Raw genomic sequence first — 15,715 nt, forward strand, 5'->3', positions numbered from 1 at the left:
TCCTCAAATCCTTATTTTTAGGTTATGTACAGTGCTCCGAAGTTCTGAGCCTCGCTCCGCGAGGAGCTTGCGCTAACGGAGGAAACCTCCGCACCCTTACGGGAAGCCGCCTCCGGCGTCTACAGACTTCTCTCCACCTTACCTTATAGATAATGGTACTGAACCACATTGCCATATTCACATCTTGCACCAGTTTTTTAATTGCGATTTTTGTAAGGTGGGCATTGCTTAGATTTGGCTCAAAACCTTATTTTGACGTTATGGGCAATGCCCACCCTACGGTTATTGAGAAAGGTGCAAGATATCAGCATATAAACACAACCTTCCGCATTGTGAATGCATCGACTCGCATTGTGAATGCATCGGCTCACATTGTGAATGCATCGGCTCACATTGTGAATGCATCGACTCGCATTGTGAATGCATCGGCATACATTGTGAATGCATCGGCTCGCATTGTAAATGTATCGGCTCGCATTGTGAATGTATCGACTGAACCTTCTGTTTTAGGAATGAGCGATCGCATTATGGCAGTTGCTCTTAACAATTATTCCCACTACACCCTTGTTTCGGTAAAACAATCTAATACGCTGGGATGATTATTGACATTTGGAGGCTCAAATTGTCATCCAAACACCTAGCATATTAGTATGTTGCTGCAAATTGCTCGAAACATATTTAGACGCCGACTAATTAGTGCGATCGCTCTACCCACCACTCTACTATTGCTGTTATCTGGGGTTTCGCTGTGGCAAATTAACCGCCTGTTATCAGCAATGCAATGGGTAGAGCATACAGATTGGGTAATTACTCAAACCTACCGCACCCAAAAACTGTTGTTAGATTTGCAATCAGGCTCGCGCGGCTACTTACTCACGGGAGAGGAAGAATTTCTTGAGCCTTACCAAGAAGCTCGCCCGGTTATCAATGCTGCTTTTAAGGAATTAAACCATTTAGTTTCAGACAATCCCAGTCAGGTTAAACGCGTCAATCAATTGCAGTTGCAGTATCAACAGTGGCAACAGCTTATTTCTCAGGCAATTGAGCGCAAAAACAGAGGTGAGACTGAACCTTCATCGGATTTCAAAGTTCGCGATCAGAAAATGAACGCGATGCGTAGCCAAATTGCAGCTTTTATCGCTACAGAAGAACAACTGCGAAACCGTCGCAGCCAAGTGGTTCGTCGTACAACCACACAGGTAAGTGCAACTAGCGTGATTTTGGCACTGGGAATTGGGGCTATTCTTGCCTACTTTATCCGGCGACAACTGCTCAAAGTGTCGCAAAGTTATGAGAGCGCCTTGAGAACTTCAATTGAGCAAACAGAAAATGCCCAACGCTCTGCTCAACGCCTTGCCGATTTGCATAAGATTGATAGGGCAATTTTGGCTGCCGAGTCTAATTTCACTATAGTACGGGATGCTCTGGGACGATTGTGCCAACTTGTTAATTGTCAGCGAGCATTTTTAGTTTTGTTTAATTTCGAGACTGGAACAGCCGGGTTAATCGCAGACAGCAGCGATCCAGCTTTAAAGGCTTTTGAAAATACAACTTTTCCAATTGAAGATTTTGCTCCGATTGAAGTTTTACAACAACGACAAATTCGTTCGATTCAAGATATTGCTAAGTTAGAGCAACGTTCGCCAATTTTAGAACAATTGCTGACGGCAGGGCTGCATAGCTGTCTGACAATTCCCATACAAGTTGAGAAAACTGTAATCGGTGAACTCACTCTTGCCGCCACCCAAGCCGAAGCTTTTAATCTTGAAGCTCAACAAATTGTTAGTGAAGTGGCAGCCCAGCTTGCGATCGCTATCCAACAATCCCAATTACGCGAACAACTCCAGAATTACGCCGAACAACTAGAGCAGCGTGTGCAAGAGCGAACCATGCAGTTACAAGAAGCTAATCAGGAACTAGAAGCTTTTAGTTACTCCGTTTCTCACGACTTGCGGGCACCGCTACGCACAATGCAAGGTTTTGCTCAGGTACTGCAAGAAGAATACAGCGATCAATTAGATGTAGTGGGGCAGGAGTATATCCGCTATATTACTGAAGATGCTGTGCAAATGGATACTTTAATTCTCGATTTGCTGGCATACAGTCATCTCAGCCGCACCGAAATTCAAATTCAACCTGTTGACTTGAATTTTGTAGTTAATGAAGCACTCAAACAATTGGGCAGGCAAATTCAGGAACGGCAAGCTGAAGTTAGAGTTGAACCTTCTTTAGGGCAGGTAATGGCTCACCGTTCCACGCTAATACAAGTTGTCACAAACTTGTTAAGTAATGCCATCAAATTTGTCAGTTCAGGTACATTGCCTTCGGTACATATATACACTCAGGAGTATGTTCAAGAGGGACAAAATTGGATACGGTTATGGGTTACAGACAACGGCATCGGCATTGCACCAGAACATCAAGAGCGAATTTTCCGTGTTTTTGAGCGTCTGCATGGCATAGAAACCTATCCTGGCACGGGTATTGGTTTAGCCATTGTTCGCAAAGGCTTAGAGCGGATGGGCGGTTTCTCTGGGGTAGAATCGCAACTGGGAACAGGCACTCGCTTCTGGATTGCTCTGCCAAAAGCTGTTCTCAATCACAACGCTACAGCATGATGAATAAAATACTTCGTTTTCTAATTATTGATGACAATCCAGGCGATCGCACTTTAGTCATTCGAGAATTGAGACGAGAATTTCCTCAACTTCAAGTGCAGGAGATTAAAGAAGCTGCGGGTTTTGCTCAGGCAGTGGCAGCAGGTGAATTCGACTTAGTGATTACCGACTATCAACTCGGTTGGAGTAATGGTTTAGAAATTTTACGAACAATTAAGCAGCACTATCCTAACTGCCCAACAATTATGTTTACGAATACAGGCAACGAAGAAATTGCCGTAGAAGCAATGAAAACAGGACTAGATGATTATGTCCTGAAATTACCTAATCGTTACTATCGTTTGCCTACTGTTGTTAAAGCTGCCCTAGAAAGAGCAGAAATGCAACGACGAGTTGCTCTGTTGGAAATTCGCCTGCAAGGGTTGCTAAATCAGTTGAAAGTAGGGGTTTTTCGTGCTAACTCAGCAGGAGAGTTACTAGAGTGCAATCGAGTATTTCTCAACTTACTCCATGTGGATTCTTTGGCTACTGCTCAAAGGGTGCAGCTACTGAATTTGCAGGCAATTTATTTACAATTAAGTAGTTTGCCACCACCCCAGCAAGATGAACATGAATTACAGTTACATCGAGCCGATGGAACGACAATTTGGATTTTGTTGAGTACAGTTCTTAGCACAATTAATGGTGAGACAGTAGTCGATGGTTTAATCGAAGATATCACAGACCGGAAACAGGCTGAAACACAACTGCGTCAACTAGCTTCAACATTAGAAGAACGGGTTAGGGAACGCACGCAGGAGCTAGAAACAGCAAACCGAGATTTAGCAGCCCTAAATCGGCAATTAGAATTGGCAAATCAAGATTTGGAAGAATTTGTCTACTCCGTCTCCCATGACTTTCGCGCCCCATTACGGGCTATTCAAGGATTCAGCGAAATTTTACTAGAAAGGCAAATAGAGCAATTAAGTTCAAACTATCAAAACTATCTGCGCCGCATTGTTGAAAATGCTCGACACTTAGACAGACTTGCTGAAGAATTGCTCACTTACAGCCAACTCAGTCGGGCACAGATGCCGCTGCAACCAATTAACTTGTCTTTATTTGTGGCACAAATCTTGAGACGGCTAGAACCAGAATTACAGCAGCAACAAGCTACTGTACAAGTAGAAGAGCCTTTAGCTGAAGTTATGGGTAACCGAATCGTTTTAGAGCAAGTTGTGATTAATCTGTTAACCAACGCCATCAAATTTGTAGCACCAGGAGTCAAACCTCAAATACGAATGTGGACACAAGAAGTTCGTAATTCAGAGAGTGAGAGACAAGAGAATTCTTTTTTCTCCCCATCTCCTTATCCCCCCATCTCCCCCTCCTCCCCATTTGTACGTCTTTGGATACAAGACAACGGTATTGGTATCGCCGAGGATAATTTTGAGCGGATCTTCAAAGTTTTTGAGCGCTTGCACGGCAGTGAAGTTTATCCTGGTACTGGAATTGGCTTGGCGATCGTGCGTAAAGGAGTTGAGCGCATGGGTGGTCGAGTCGGTTTAGAATCAGAGCTAGGACAGGGAAGCCGCTTTTGGATAGAACTGCCAAAAGCCACAGGAGGGGAATGAGCACTTTTCAATCAGAAGATACAATTTTACTAGTTGAGGATAATCGAAAAGATATTCTCCTGATTCAACGAGCTTTCCGCAAAGCTGGCATTAATAATCCCCTGCAAGTTGTGAATGATGGAGATGCAGCCGTACTTTACCTGTCTGGAGGCGAACCTTATAGCGATCGCGGCAATTATCCTTTACCTACCTTAGTCTTGCTCGATTTGAAACTTCCTCGCCGCTCTGGGATTGAAGTTTTGATGTGGTTACGCCAGCAACCCTTACTCAAACGCCTACCAGTTGTGGTTCTAACTACTTCCAGGGAATATGCTGATATTAATCAGGTTTATGACATAGGGGCAAATGCTTATATAGTCAAACCTGTGGTCTTCAATGATTTAGTAGAAATTGTTAATACTCTTAACTTACATTGGATAATTTTTAACGAAAAGCCACAAGTAGAAACCTTTTAGGTAGCTGGACATAATTAAATGTTAAAGTGCCAACATTTAAAACCTGTTTAGGAAGAGCATTTTACCTTCTACCCTCTGCCCTCTGCCTTCATTTCCAAAGTTTTCATTCAGTTTTTAATGTTAGTCGGTTGCAGCAGTTCTAATGTTACGCATTCTTTTAATTGACGATAATCCTCACGATCGCCTACTCGTGATTCATGCCCTAGAAAAAGAATTTGCTGAACTTCAGGTACAGCAAATTATTCACTTGGAAGAATTTGAGCAGGCATTGTCAAAAGGAGAATTTGACTTAGCAATCACCGACTATCAATTGCGATGGAATGATGGTTTGGCAGTTCTACGGTTAATTAAAAGCCGTTACCCCGATTGCCCCGTCATCATGTTTACCAACAGTGGCACCCAAGAAGTTGCAGTAGAAGCAATGAAATCAGGGTTGGATGATTATGTAATTAAATCTCCCAGCCACTATGTGCGCCTACCTGCTGCTGTTCGTCTGGCACTAGAGCGAATTGAGACTCGACGTAAAGTAGCCGGGCTAGAGGTGCGCTTTCAAACTCTGCTCAATCAATTAGATGTAGGAGTTTATCGTCTTACAGCCGATGGAGCTTTACTAGAAGGTAATTCTGCATTTTTACATTTACTTGGTTTAAATTCATTAACGGAAATTCCAGAAAATCAAACGCTTGAGTATTATTTTCAGCCAGAAGACTATGCCGAACTTTTGCACCAACTCAAACAAGGCGGAAACGTTCGCGATCGCGAGATACAATTGCGTCGCACAGATGGTAGCGTGATTTGGGTGCGAATTAGCAAGACTTTTACCACCGTTGATGGCACTGTTGTAATTGACGGATTGATGGAGAATATCACCAAGCGCAAAGTAGCAGAAAAAGCACTGCGAGAAAGCGAAGCACGCTTTCGGTGGTTGTTTGAATCGAATGCGATCGCTATAGCTTTTTGGGATATTAATGGCAATATCACTGAGGCAAATGACGCCTATCTGCAACTGATCGGCTACACGCGGCAGGAAATGTTCTTAGGAAAATTACGCTGGACAGATATTACCTCATCTGAAAGCCAAGATGTACAGCAGCAGATCATGGCGGAACTCAACCAGTATGGAGTGTCTGCTCCCAAAGAAAAATATTACATCCACAAAGCGGGGCATCACATTCCCGTTCTGATGGGCAGTGCTTTTCGAGTCGGCTCCCAATCTGATGGTATTACCTTTGTCATTGATTTAACCGAACGCAAGCGCTCTGAGCAGGAGCGAGAAAATTTGCTGCAACGGGAACGAAGAGCACGCTCAGAAGCAGAAGCCGCAAACCGAATCAAAGACGAATTTCTCGCCATTTTATCTCACGAGTTGCGATCGCCACTTAATCCGATTTTGGGCTGGACAAAATTACTTAGCACTCGCAAATTAGACGCAGCCAAAACAGCGGAAGCCTTAGCAATTATTGAGCGCAATGCCAAGCTACAAGCTCAACTCATCGAAGATTTGCTGGATGTTTCTCAGATCCTGCGTGGGAAATTGAGCTTAAATATTTCCTCTGTAGATTTGGTTGAGGTAATCTCGGCAGCCTTAGATACTGTCCGTTTAGCAGCCCAAGCAAAAGCAATTGAAATTCACACTGTATTTGAACCAAATATCGGGTTAGTTTTGGGAGATGAAACCCGCCTGCAACAAGTTGTCTGGAATTTACTCTCCAATGCCATCAAGTTCACTCCCCAAGGAGGGCGGGTTGAGGTTAGGTTGTCAAAAGGATTAGGGACTAGGGACAAACAAGAGGATAAGGAGCACCTGGTGCAAGGGGACAAGGGGAAGGATAGTGACTCACATCTTCTCCCCTTGTCGACGGACACTTTCCCCAACGGGGGGAACCCCCGCACGGAAGTGTCCTCCCCAACTCACCTTGTCCACGCCAGGTGCTACAACGCGCTTAACCCGCGCAACGCACTGGCTCCCCCATCCTCTTCCCCCGATCCCCAATCCCCGATCGCTCACTATGCCCAAATCACTGTCACTGACACAGGACAGGGAATTAACTCAGATTTTTTGCCCTACGTATTTGATTGTTTCCGTCAAGCAGATAGCAAAACTACCAGACAATTTGGCGGACTAGGACTTGGACTAGCAATTGTTAAACATCTAGTAGAAATGCACGGTGGCACAGTGAGGGCAGAAAGTCAAGGACAAGGACAGGGAGCAACTTTTACCGTGATGCTGCCACTCATGACAGTGCAACCCCAAACACCTGAAGACAGCGAACAGTCTCAGAAGTCCCTTGATTTAAGCGGCGTTCGAGTCTTAGTCGTAGATGATGACGTTGATTCGCGAGAATTAGTTACTTTTGTGCTCGAAGAATATGGGGCACAAGTGACAGCAGTGACATCGGCTTTGGAAGCACTTCAGGCTGTGGTAAAGTCAAAACCGAATGTCTTGGTTTTCGATATTGGTATGCCAGAAGTAGATGGCTATATGCTACTCCGTCAAATCAGAAGTTTGCCGCCCCAACAAGGGGGAGAGATTCCAGCGATCGCCCTAACAGCCTATGCCGGAGAAGTTGACAAACGCCAAGCTCTAGCAGCAGGTTTTCAAATGCATTTACCCAAACCAGTAGATCCAGCCGAGTTGGTAGGGGTGATAGCTAGTCTTGTATTATGAATGACGATATTTCTTTATCATGTCTATTGATCTCATCTCAAAATATAAATGCTTTAATGGTCAAGTTGGTTTCTACAGTCATCTGTCTTCTAGCTGTAACGCACAAATGCGCTTTGCTGTCTACGAACCACCGCAAGCTAGTCATGAATCAGTGCCTGTTCTTTATTTTCTTTCTGGCTTAACTTGCACAGAAGAGAATTTTATGGTGAAGGCGGGAGCACAGCGTTTTGCAGCCAAATATGGCTTGATGTTAGTAGTACCAGATACAAGTCCCCGCAATACGGGAATTTTAGGTGAGGATGACGAATGGGATTTTGGCACGGGTGCTGGCTTTTATGTGGATGCTATAACCCAACCGTGGGCGTCACACTACCAAATGTACAGCTACGTTGTCCACGAGTTACCCACCGCGATCGCCGAAAATTTCCCAGCTAATCTAGACAGACAAGGCATTTTCGGTCATTCTATGGGTGGACATGGGGCACTCATCTGTGCAATGCGAAATCAAGAGCAATATAAATCGGTTTCAGCCTTTGCACCTATTGCTGCACCGATGCGTAGTCCTTGGGGACAAAAGGCATTCAGCCGTTATCTGGGTGAAGAACGAGAAACTTGGCGTGCTTACGATGCCAGTGAATTAATTAAGCAAGTTGGCTATCACAGTCCAATTCTGATCGATCAAGGAACTACTGATAAATTTTTAGCAGAGCAATTATTGGTGGAAGCCTTTGAACAAGCTTGCCAGGAAGTTAATCAGCCTCTAAATCTGCGTTACCAAGAAGGCTACGATCACAGTTATTACTTTATCGCTTCCTTTATTGAGGATCATATTCGGCATCATGCGATCGCTCTACTTCAATCTAGCCCTGTAGATTCTAATTATCAGCTTTGAGTTTTAGCAATTTAAAATCAAGCCTATCAGTCAGTCGGCGAAAATAAACCAAACTATGTTACGAAAAACAAATATGCTTGAAAGCTTTACCAATGACAAATGACAAAGCGCAAAGTCTTAGATGTCAGAACTTTGTAAGAGAGGACAAATGACGACCTTAAGCAGTTAGCTTTATTTGTACCATCCTAATTAAACTGCTCTTTGCTCTGATGAGTACAAGAGCTACTGTTTGTGTTATGAGTTGATGACTTAATTTTTAGTTAATTATAAATTTTTAGTTGTCAAATCTATTTGCAAATAGTAGAGGAATACCAACTACCAATTCGGCGATTAACTATATCAAAGATATGTCAGTTTGTCTAGTCTGGCACTTCTGTAATTCTTTTACTGTAAAGTATTTGGCGAATATTTTCTATTATTTAACAAAAATTAATAAACTAAAAAATATTTTAAAACAACGTCAATAAATTTGAGGAAGACAGTTAGTAAAATCTGCAAAAAAAGACGGATGATTGTTGTTAGCGTTGAAAATTAAAAGCCAAAAATTGCAAAGTATTTTTCTCAATCATTTGTTGCAACTTGAAGTGATGATTCAATTAATTAGGTGACAAATAACGTTATAATGTCACCCTTAGCCATTAGTCAAAAGTAAAAACATTGCTGGACTAATGATTCAGTCCTGACTAGTAAACTAACAACACTAAACAAACAATAATTATGACTAAAAGCATGAGTGCGGCACTGCGCTTGCGTGAGAAATTACCTTTCCCACTACAGCGTTTAGCAGATTTAGCTTACAATTACTGGTGGTCTTGGACAAGCGATCGCATTGCCCTATTCCAAACCATTGATCCTCAAGAATGGGAACGCTGCGGACACAATCCAGTCGCAATACTAGAATCAGCAACATACGAACGCCTCACTCAACTAGCAGAAGATCCGTTTTATCTCAAACAAATTTCCGCCCTTGGCAGAGAGTTTGACGAATATATGATGCAGAGTAATACTTGGGTGAGTCGGGTAGCACCGCAAGTTTCCGCCGCACATCCCATAGCTTACTTCTGCGCCGAATTTGGCATCCATGAATCTCTTCCCGTCTACTCTGGGGGTTTGGGCATCCTTGCAGGCGATCACCTCAAATCTGCATCAGACTTAGGCGTACCGATGGTGGGGATCGGCTTACTTTATCGCCAAGGTTACTTTCGGCAGCGCTTGAATCGTAGCGGTTGGCAAGAGGATTACTACGTAGACAATCCTTTCCACCGGATGCCCTTGGAATTAATCAAAAATGAGCAAGGGGAAGCGCTTACCATTGAATTAGAAATTCGCCAGCGCCAGGTGAAAGTGCAAATTTGGCAAGTGCAAGTCGGGCGAGTCACCCTTTATTTGTTGGATAGCGATCGCCACGACAACGATCCCATCGATCGCTGGCTCACTGGGCATCTCTACGGTGGTAACCAAGAAACCCGCATTGCTCAAGAAGTTGTGTTGGGAATTGGTGGTGTTCGCGCCCTTAAAGCTTTAAATATTCAACCATCCGTTTATCACCTCAACGAAGGACACGCTGCCTTCTGCACCTTAGAAATTGCTCGCCAAAAAATTGAGCAGACAGGCAAATCCTTCTACGATATCGAAGCCGATGTCCGCAAGCAGTGTGTATTTACCACCCACACACCCGTTCCTGCCGGGCATGACGTCTTCTCTCCCGACTTAATCGACTCCTTCTTTGCCCACTACTGGGCACAATTGCGTCTTTCCCGCCAACAATTTTTGGCATTAGGCGCACGCCGACTTGGCGATCCTTGGGAACCCTTTGGCATGACTGTTTTAGCACTGCGGATGTGTCGTACTTCCAATGGTGTCAGCGAATTGCACGGACGAGTTTCCCGCCAGATGTGGACAGTTCTCTATCCCAATCGCTCCGAAGACAATGTTCCGATTGGTTACATTACCAATGGCGTTCATGCACCCACTTGGACTGCTCCTTTAATGGCAGATTTATACAATCAGTATTTGGGAGCAGATTGGAAAACTCGTGCTGTCGATCCCCAAATGTGGGAGAAGGTAGAAGATATTCCCAACGCAGAATTGTGGTGGCGACATCAAATTCTCAAAGAAAGGCTAGTTGCCCATACCCGCCATAAAGTAAAAATAGCCAGAGAAGGGCGAGGTGAAGAATACGAAAGAATTCAAGCTATCAACACCCTACTAGATCCAAAAGCCTTAACCATCGGATTTGCCAGACGTTTTTCGCCCTACAAACGCGGACATTTACTACTGCGGGATCTCGATCGCGCTCTACGGATTTTTGGCAATAGCGATCGCCCAGTCCAAATTGTCTTCTCCGGCAAAGCTCATCCCGCCGATGAAGAAGGCAAGCGGATCATTCAACGCTTGATGGAGTGGTGCAGACATCCAGCGATCGTCAACCGTGTCGCTTTTATCGAAGACTACGACATCTACACTGCTACCAAACTTGTGCAAGGCGTTGATGTTTGGTTAAACAATCCCCGTCGCCCCCTTGAAGCATCTGGCACCAGCGGACAAAAAGTCTGCTTTAACGGTGGTATAAATTGCAGCGTTCTCGATGGCTGGTGGTGCGAAGGCTATCAAGCTGATGCCAACGGCAAAGGTATTAACGGCTGGGCTATTGGCGAAGATGCCCACACTAGCGATCAGGAATTACAAGACCGGATTGATTCGGAATCATTGTATCAATTGTTAGAGGAGGAAATAGTTCCCCTCTACTACAATCAAGATGAAAAAGGCATTCCCCACGGTTGGGTGCAAATGATGAAGGCTTCAATTAAGACAAATGCACCCCTATTTAACACTGACAGAATGATTGCCGATTACGTTTCTCAGGTGTATGTGCCAGAAATTTCTGTGGCAGTGCCACCGATTTTAGCGAAAGTTTCTGTGTAAAGGTTGGATAAAATTTATGCGCTTAGGGTGGGCGTTTTGCCTGCCCTTTTTTGCTATCCCAATTTGTAGTAATGGGCGTACTCCCAAGGAGCCGCCCAAACAGCGATCGCATTTAAAAAAGTCACGCTAGTCCAACCAACTTATTGCTCAACTCCCACATCCGCTCTGCTCTTTCGTCATCACGGGCTTGGGGAGAGACTCTTTGAACAAAGGATTTACCATCTTTCTTCTGGCGATTTCCCCAACTCCAATAAACACCAGATTGCTTGTACTCAGGATCGGCAACAACCGCTGCAACTCTCTCACCAGCTAATTCCTGAGACACGTATCCCCCAGTGATATACTTCTGAAACAATGGAAAGAGTTTTTGAAACAGAGGATAGTGGTTTCTAAATAGGGGTGTTTCCGCAACACATCCCGGATAAAGAGAACTAAAGATAATACCAGTTGACTCGTGATAACGTCGATGCAATTCCCGCATCGTTAGCACATTGCAAACTTTGCTATCTTTATATGCTTTGACAGGTTCAAACTTCTTGCCATCAATCATGGAAATTGGCTCTTTGAATCCTGCGGCAAAGCCATCGAGATTTCCTAAGTCTGGGCGTGGTGGAATCTTTCCACCCAATTCATCTGGGTTGTGCGTTACAGTTCCCAAAATTACAAGTCGGCGATCGCTGGCATTGGAATTCTTGAGATCCTCAAGCATCAGGTTACACAACAGGAAATGGCCGAGGTGATTGGTTGTAACAGTCAATTCGTAGCCTTCTGGGCTTCGCAATGGCTCTTTGATTAAAGGCATATAAATAGCGGCGTTACAAACCAAAGCATCCAGTGACTTGCCACTTGCCCTAAAGTTATTTACAAACTGTCGAACGCTGTCTAAAGAGCCTAAATCGATATGCATTATAGTGTAGCTGTCTTTGGGTATTCCCACAGATTGGGCAGCTTTTTCAGCCTTTTCTAAATCCCGACAAGCCATGACTACATCCCATCCTCTTTTAGCGAGTGCTTTAGCAGCATACAAACCAACCCCGGAGGATGCGCCTGTGATTACAACCGTTGACTTACGATTTTGTTCCATTTTTTTATTAAAAATATATTGCCAATCCCTTATTGTAAGGCTTTGAGGAGACTTTATTTTTGGTGGAACAATGCTACAGCGCTCCGGTAACGAAAGCTCAAAGATTGGTGATAAAAGCTTTAAAATTTGTAATATCAACTCAATTTTAGTTACGAAAGTTGGAGCTTTAGCGACCAGAATTTGAAGTTTAGTAACACTAGCTTCAATGTTTGTAACAAAAACTGAAATTATTATACTGAATATAAAAAACAAAATCTAGCCAAATTTTAACGGCATAACATGGGCAGTATCTGGGAACTCGATTTTTACTCCCGTCCGATTCTGGACGAAAATCAGAAAAAAGTTTGGGAAGTCTTAGTGTGCGAAACTCCTTTGGATACCCGTACAAATGTTGATTCATTGTTTCGCTATGCTAAATATTGCCCCAGTACCCAGGTAAATTCGGCATGGTTGCGGACGGCTCTACAAGAGGCAATTGACAAAAAAGGAGAAGCACCAATTAGAATTCGCTTTTTCCGTCGGCAAATGAATAATATGATTACTAAAGCCTGCCAGGACATTGGTGTTCCGGCACAACCAAGCCGTCGAACTTTGGTACTCAACCAATGGCTGCAACAACGGATGGAAGAAGTTTATCCGCAAGAGGAAGGATATCAAGCAGGGGCTAATCCTTCGGTGCGTTTGGAAGCCCCTTTAGCCCAACGCCTACCCGACGCTTTGGAAGGACAACAGTTAGGATTTGTGACTTTACAAGCTTCGGAATTTACGGATATGTCAGAGTGGGAAATTAGCTTTGGTGAAGGATTTCCCTTAGAGTTGGTGAATATTTCTCCCCAAACTCCCATTCCTGGTGTTTTGATTTTCTCACCGAGAGCGTTGCCTTTGGCTGCCTGGATGTCTGGTTTAGATTTAGCATGGTTGAAATTTGACAGCAATCGCCAGGGGGGAAGACTACTTTTAGAAACTGGGGCAACTGAAAGCTGGATTTTAGCCAATATCAAAAACCCGCAAATGCTTACCCAAGCTCAAGACTTTGAACAAGCCAAGCAAAAAGCTAATGGCGTACATTTTATCGGGGTGCAATACAATCCCCAAGCAGAATCTTTTGCAGGGTTTTGGCTGTTGTGTGAGATCAATCTAACTTGAAAGAGGGAACAGGGAACTCTTAACAGGGAACAGATATACTTGTGCCCAAACTGAGCGTGAATGGTTGTCTTGACACTCTGTTCTATGTCGAAGCACATCCACACTTTAATGGTTTCAAACTGCGTGCCATTTCCTATTAAAGTGAATTGGGGATTAGCTAATGGCTAATTCGCGCCTCGTGCAATTAACCATTAGCTATTAGCTATTAGCAATAAAAAATATGGTGTCTAAAAAGTTACCAAAAGATACACTAGCAGAACAATTACTAGAACTTGCCTTAAAATCTGGTGCAGAAGTTGCCGAAGTGTATCAGTCGCGATCGCTATCTCGACCGGTATTTTTTGAGGCAAATCGTCTCAAACAGCTAGAAACCAATCAGTCTGAAGGCACGGCGTTGCGGCTGTGGTGTAACGGAAGCCCAGGATTAGCGGTGGCTTACGGAAATGTGGAACCGCAGGCGATCGTGGAACGTGCTTTAGCTTTAAGCCAATTGAACCAACCAGAAGATGTGGAACTTGGCAGTAACTTTCAGCCTGCCTACCCAGACTTAGGAGCAGAGGTGCCAGTAGAGAAACTGGTGGAGTGGGGGAAAGAAACGATCGCTCTGATTCGTGATATTTACCCAGAAGTTCTTTGTAACGGTGACTGGGAATGTGACGTTGAAACTACTAGACTTGTTAATAGCAAAGGTTTAGATTGCTACTACACAGACACTACTCTGAGCTGCTATATCTCCGCAGAATGGGTACGGGGTGATGATTTTTTAAATGTTTCTGATGGCGAAACCGAACGTGGCAATCTCCAACCCAATAAACTGGCTCACCAAATTTTACAACGCCTAGCTTGGGCACAAGAAAACGTTTCTCTCAAAAGCGGTCGTTCCAGCGTGTTGTTTACTTCTAAAGCGGCTGATATGCTTTGGGGTACTATCCAAGCCGCATTAAATGGTAAGCGAGTTTTGGAAAAAGCATCTCCTTGGGCGGAACGGATTGGCAAACAGGTAGTTTCCCCCTCCCTTACCCTATATCAAGATCCTGAAGCAGGGCCTTACAGCTGTCCCTTTGATGACGAAGGCACCCCAACTCAGCCCTTAGTGTTTATTGAAAACGGAGTGTTGCAAAATTTTTATTGCGATCGCACTACCGGAAAGCAGCTTAAAATTCCTTCCACTGGTAATGGTTTTCGTCCTGGTTTAGGTAGCTATCCCACCCCTGGTTTATTTAATTTCCTGCTTCAACCCGGTTCGGGAACCCTACAAGAATTGATTCAACAATTAGACGATGGCTTGATTGTGGATCAAATGCTAGGCGGTGGTAGTGGTATTTCTGGTGACTTTTCCATCAACGTAGATTTAGGATACCGCGTCAAAAATGGTCAGGTAATCGGGCGTGTAAAGGATACAATGGTAGCTGGTAATGTCTACACAGCTCTCAAACAATTGGTTAAATTGGGTGGAGATGCTGATTGGAACGGTTCTTGTTATACCCCGTCTTTGATTGTGGAAGGACTATCTACCACAGGCAAAAACAATTAAATAATTAGCAATAAAAAATTAATAATTGTTCCTAAATATGGAAGTTTCAAGTCATAGCCAGGATGGCATTCAGCTTGATAGGGTAGTTTTTTTTGGACGTACTTTGTCAGAATATACCAAATTTTTTGACCTTGACTTATCCCAATGGGAAGGTTGCAAAATTTTGGATTGCCCATCAGGTGCGGCTTCTTTTGTCGCAGAAGCTAATAATATGGGCATTCATGCTGTAGCTTGCGATTTGTTATTTAATCTTGATGAAACTGTTTTGTTTGATAAAGGCAAGGCAGATTTTGAACACGTTGTGGAGAGAGTTGCTCTAGTTCCACAATTCTACAATTGGGAATTTTATGGAGGGTTAGAGGGATTTAAAAAATATAGAAAGCTTGCCTTTCAACGTTTTTCTCAAGATTATACAATAGGGAAAAAAGCAGGACGTTACATCGCGGCAGAATTACCAAAATTACCTTTTGCCGATCAAAGCTTTGATTTAGTTCTCAGTGGTCATTTTTTATTTCTTTATAGTGATGAATTTGATTACAAATTTCATTTAAATTCTATTTTGGAATTGTATAGAGTTTGTTCGCAAGAAGTTAGAATTTATCCCCTACAAGGTAAAAATGCCAAGCTTTATCCATTATTAGATAATTTAATTTCAGACTTGAAATCTGTAGGAATTACAACCGAAATTGTTAAAGTTAACTGGGAATTTCAAAAGGGTAGCAATCAGATGCTGCACTTAATTCGTTAACAGTGATCAGAACCTTTTGTAGAAAAATAATT

At 43.5% G+C, this 15,715-nt stretch carries 11 protein-coding genes; 10 read left to right on the forward strand and 1 reads right to left on the reverse strand.

The window, feature by feature from the left end:
* Positions 1-152: 152 nt before the first annotated feature.
* The 7 genes from UYC_RS0112260 (at position 153) to glgP (ending at position 11,171) form a co-directional block, all read left to right on the forward strand.
* Complete coding sequence (locus UYC_RS0112260) at positions 153-599, forward strand: hypothetical protein (protein ID WP_016878636.1); 447 nt, start codon at positions 153-155, stop codon at positions 597-599.
* Between the two features lie 51 nt (positions 600-650).
* Entirely contained in the window at positions 651-2,618 is a 1,968-nt protein-coding gene (locus tag UYC_RS0112265; protein WP_016878635.1) for a CHASE3 domain-containing protein, read from the forward strand.
* Complete coding sequence (locus UYC_RS0112270) at positions 2,615-4,231, forward strand: ATP-binding protein (protein ID WP_235083173.1); 1,617 nt, start codon at positions 2,615-2,617, stop codon at positions 4,229-4,231. The genes UYC_RS0112265 and UYC_RS0112270 overlap by 4 nt, the downstream gene beginning before the upstream one ends.
* A complete protein-coding gene (locus tag UYC_RS0112275; protein WP_016878632.1) occupies positions 4,228-4,686 on the forward strand; it encodes a response regulator in 459 nt (152 codons plus the stop codon). The genes UYC_RS0112270 and UYC_RS0112275 overlap by 4 nt, the downstream gene beginning before the upstream one ends.
* 142 nt (positions 4,687-4,828) lie before the next feature.
* Entirely contained in the window at positions 4,829-7,354 is a 2,526-nt protein-coding gene (locus UYC_RS0112280) for a hybrid sensor histidine kinase/response regulator (protein ID WP_016878631.1), read from the forward strand.
* Positions 7,355-7,373: 19 nt separating this feature from the next.
* Complete coding sequence (gene fghA, locus UYC_RS0112285; RefSeq protein ID WP_039752275.1) at positions 7,374-8,246, forward strand: S-formylglutathione hydrolase; 873 nt, start codon at positions 7,374-7,376, stop codon at positions 8,244-8,246.
* Positions 8,247-8,963: 717 nt separating this feature from the next.
* On the forward strand, positions 8,964-11,171 hold the full coding sequence (gene glgP / locus UYC_RS0112290; RefSeq protein WP_016878628.1) for an alpha-glucan family phosphorylase: 2,208 nt from the start codon (positions 8,964-8,966) through the stop codon (positions 11,169-11,171).
* Positions 11,172-11,292: 121 nt separating this feature from the next.
* Here glgP and UYC_RS0112295 read toward each other — a convergent pair whose 3' ends face one another.
* Entirely contained in the window at positions 11,293-12,255 is a 963-nt protein-coding gene (locus UYC_RS0112295; protein WP_026087732.1) for a protochlorophyllide reductase, read from the reverse strand.
* Between the two features lie 279 nt (positions 12,256-12,534).
* Between UYC_RS0112295 and UYC_RS0112300 the strand changes: the two genes are divergently transcribed.
* The 3 genes from UYC_RS0112300 (at position 12,535) to UYC_RS0112310 (ending at position 15,683) form a co-directional block, all read left to right on the forward strand.
* Complete coding sequence (locus UYC_RS0112300; RefSeq protein ID WP_016878624.1) at positions 12,535-13,401, forward strand: Tab2/Atab2 family RNA-binding protein; 867 nt, start codon at positions 12,535-12,537, stop codon at positions 13,399-13,401.
* 220 nt (positions 13,402-13,621) lie between these two features.
* Complete coding sequence (locus UYC_RS0112305) at positions 13,622-14,935, forward strand: TldD/PmbA family protein (protein WP_016878622.1); 1,314 nt, start codon at positions 13,622-13,624, stop codon at positions 14,933-14,935.
* Between the two features lie 37 nt (positions 14,936-14,972).
* The gene (locus tag UYC_RS0112310; protein WP_016878621.1) at positions 14,973-15,683 is read left to right on the forward strand and encodes a class I SAM-dependent methyltransferase; all 711 of its coding nucleotides are present in this window, start codon (positions 14,973-14,975) and stop codon (positions 15,681-15,683) included.
* Positions 15,684-15,715 lie beyond the last annotated feature (32 nt).

It is taken from the genome of Chlorogloeopsis fritschii PCC 6912, from assembly GCF_000317285.1.
Taxonomy (GTDB): Bacteria; Cyanobacteriota; Cyanobacteriia; order Cyanobacteriales; family Nostocaceae; genus Chlorogloeopsis; species Chlorogloeopsis fritschii.

Coding starts and splice junctions, on each gene's coding strand:
- UYC_RS0112260 (WP_016878636.1), top strand. CDS start 153: ATGGTACTGAACCACATTGCCATATTCACATCTTGCACCAGTTTTTTA.
- UYC_RS0112265 (WP_016878635.1), top strand. CDS start 651: ATGTTGCTGCAAATTGCTCGAAACATATTTAGACGCCGACTAATTAGT.
- UYC_RS0112270 (WP_235083173.1), top strand. CDS start 2,615: ATGATGAATAAAATACTTCGTTTTCTAATTATTGATGACAATCCAGGC.
- UYC_RS0112275 (WP_016878632.1), top strand. CDS start 4,228: ATGAGCACTTTTCAATCAGAAGATACAATTTTACTAGTTGAGGATAAT.
- UYC_RS0112280 (WP_016878631.1), top strand. CDS start 4,829: ATGTTACGCATTCTTTTAATTGACGATAATCCTCACGATCGCCTACTC.
- fghA (WP_039752275.1), top strand. CDS start 7,374: ATGTCTATTGATCTCATCTCAAAATATAAATGCTTTAATGGTCAAGTT.
- glgP (WP_016878628.1), top strand. CDS start 8,964: ATGACTAAAAGCATGAGTGCGGCACTGCGCTTGCGTGAGAAATTACCT.
- UYC_RS0112295 (WP_026087732.1), bottom strand. CDS start 12,255: ATGGAACAAAATCGTAAGTCAACGGTTGTAATCACAGGCGCATCCTCC.
- UYC_RS0112300 (WP_016878624.1), top strand. CDS start 12,535: ATGGGCAGTATCTGGGAACTCGATTTTTACTCCCGTCCGATTCTGGAC.
- UYC_RS0112305 (WP_016878622.1), top strand. CDS start 13,622: ATGGTGTCTAAAAAGTTACCAAAAGATACACTAGCAGAACAATTACTA.
- UYC_RS0112310 (WP_016878621.1), top strand. CDS start 14,973: ATGGAAGTTTCAAGTCATAGCCAGGATGGCATTCAGCTTGATAGGGTA.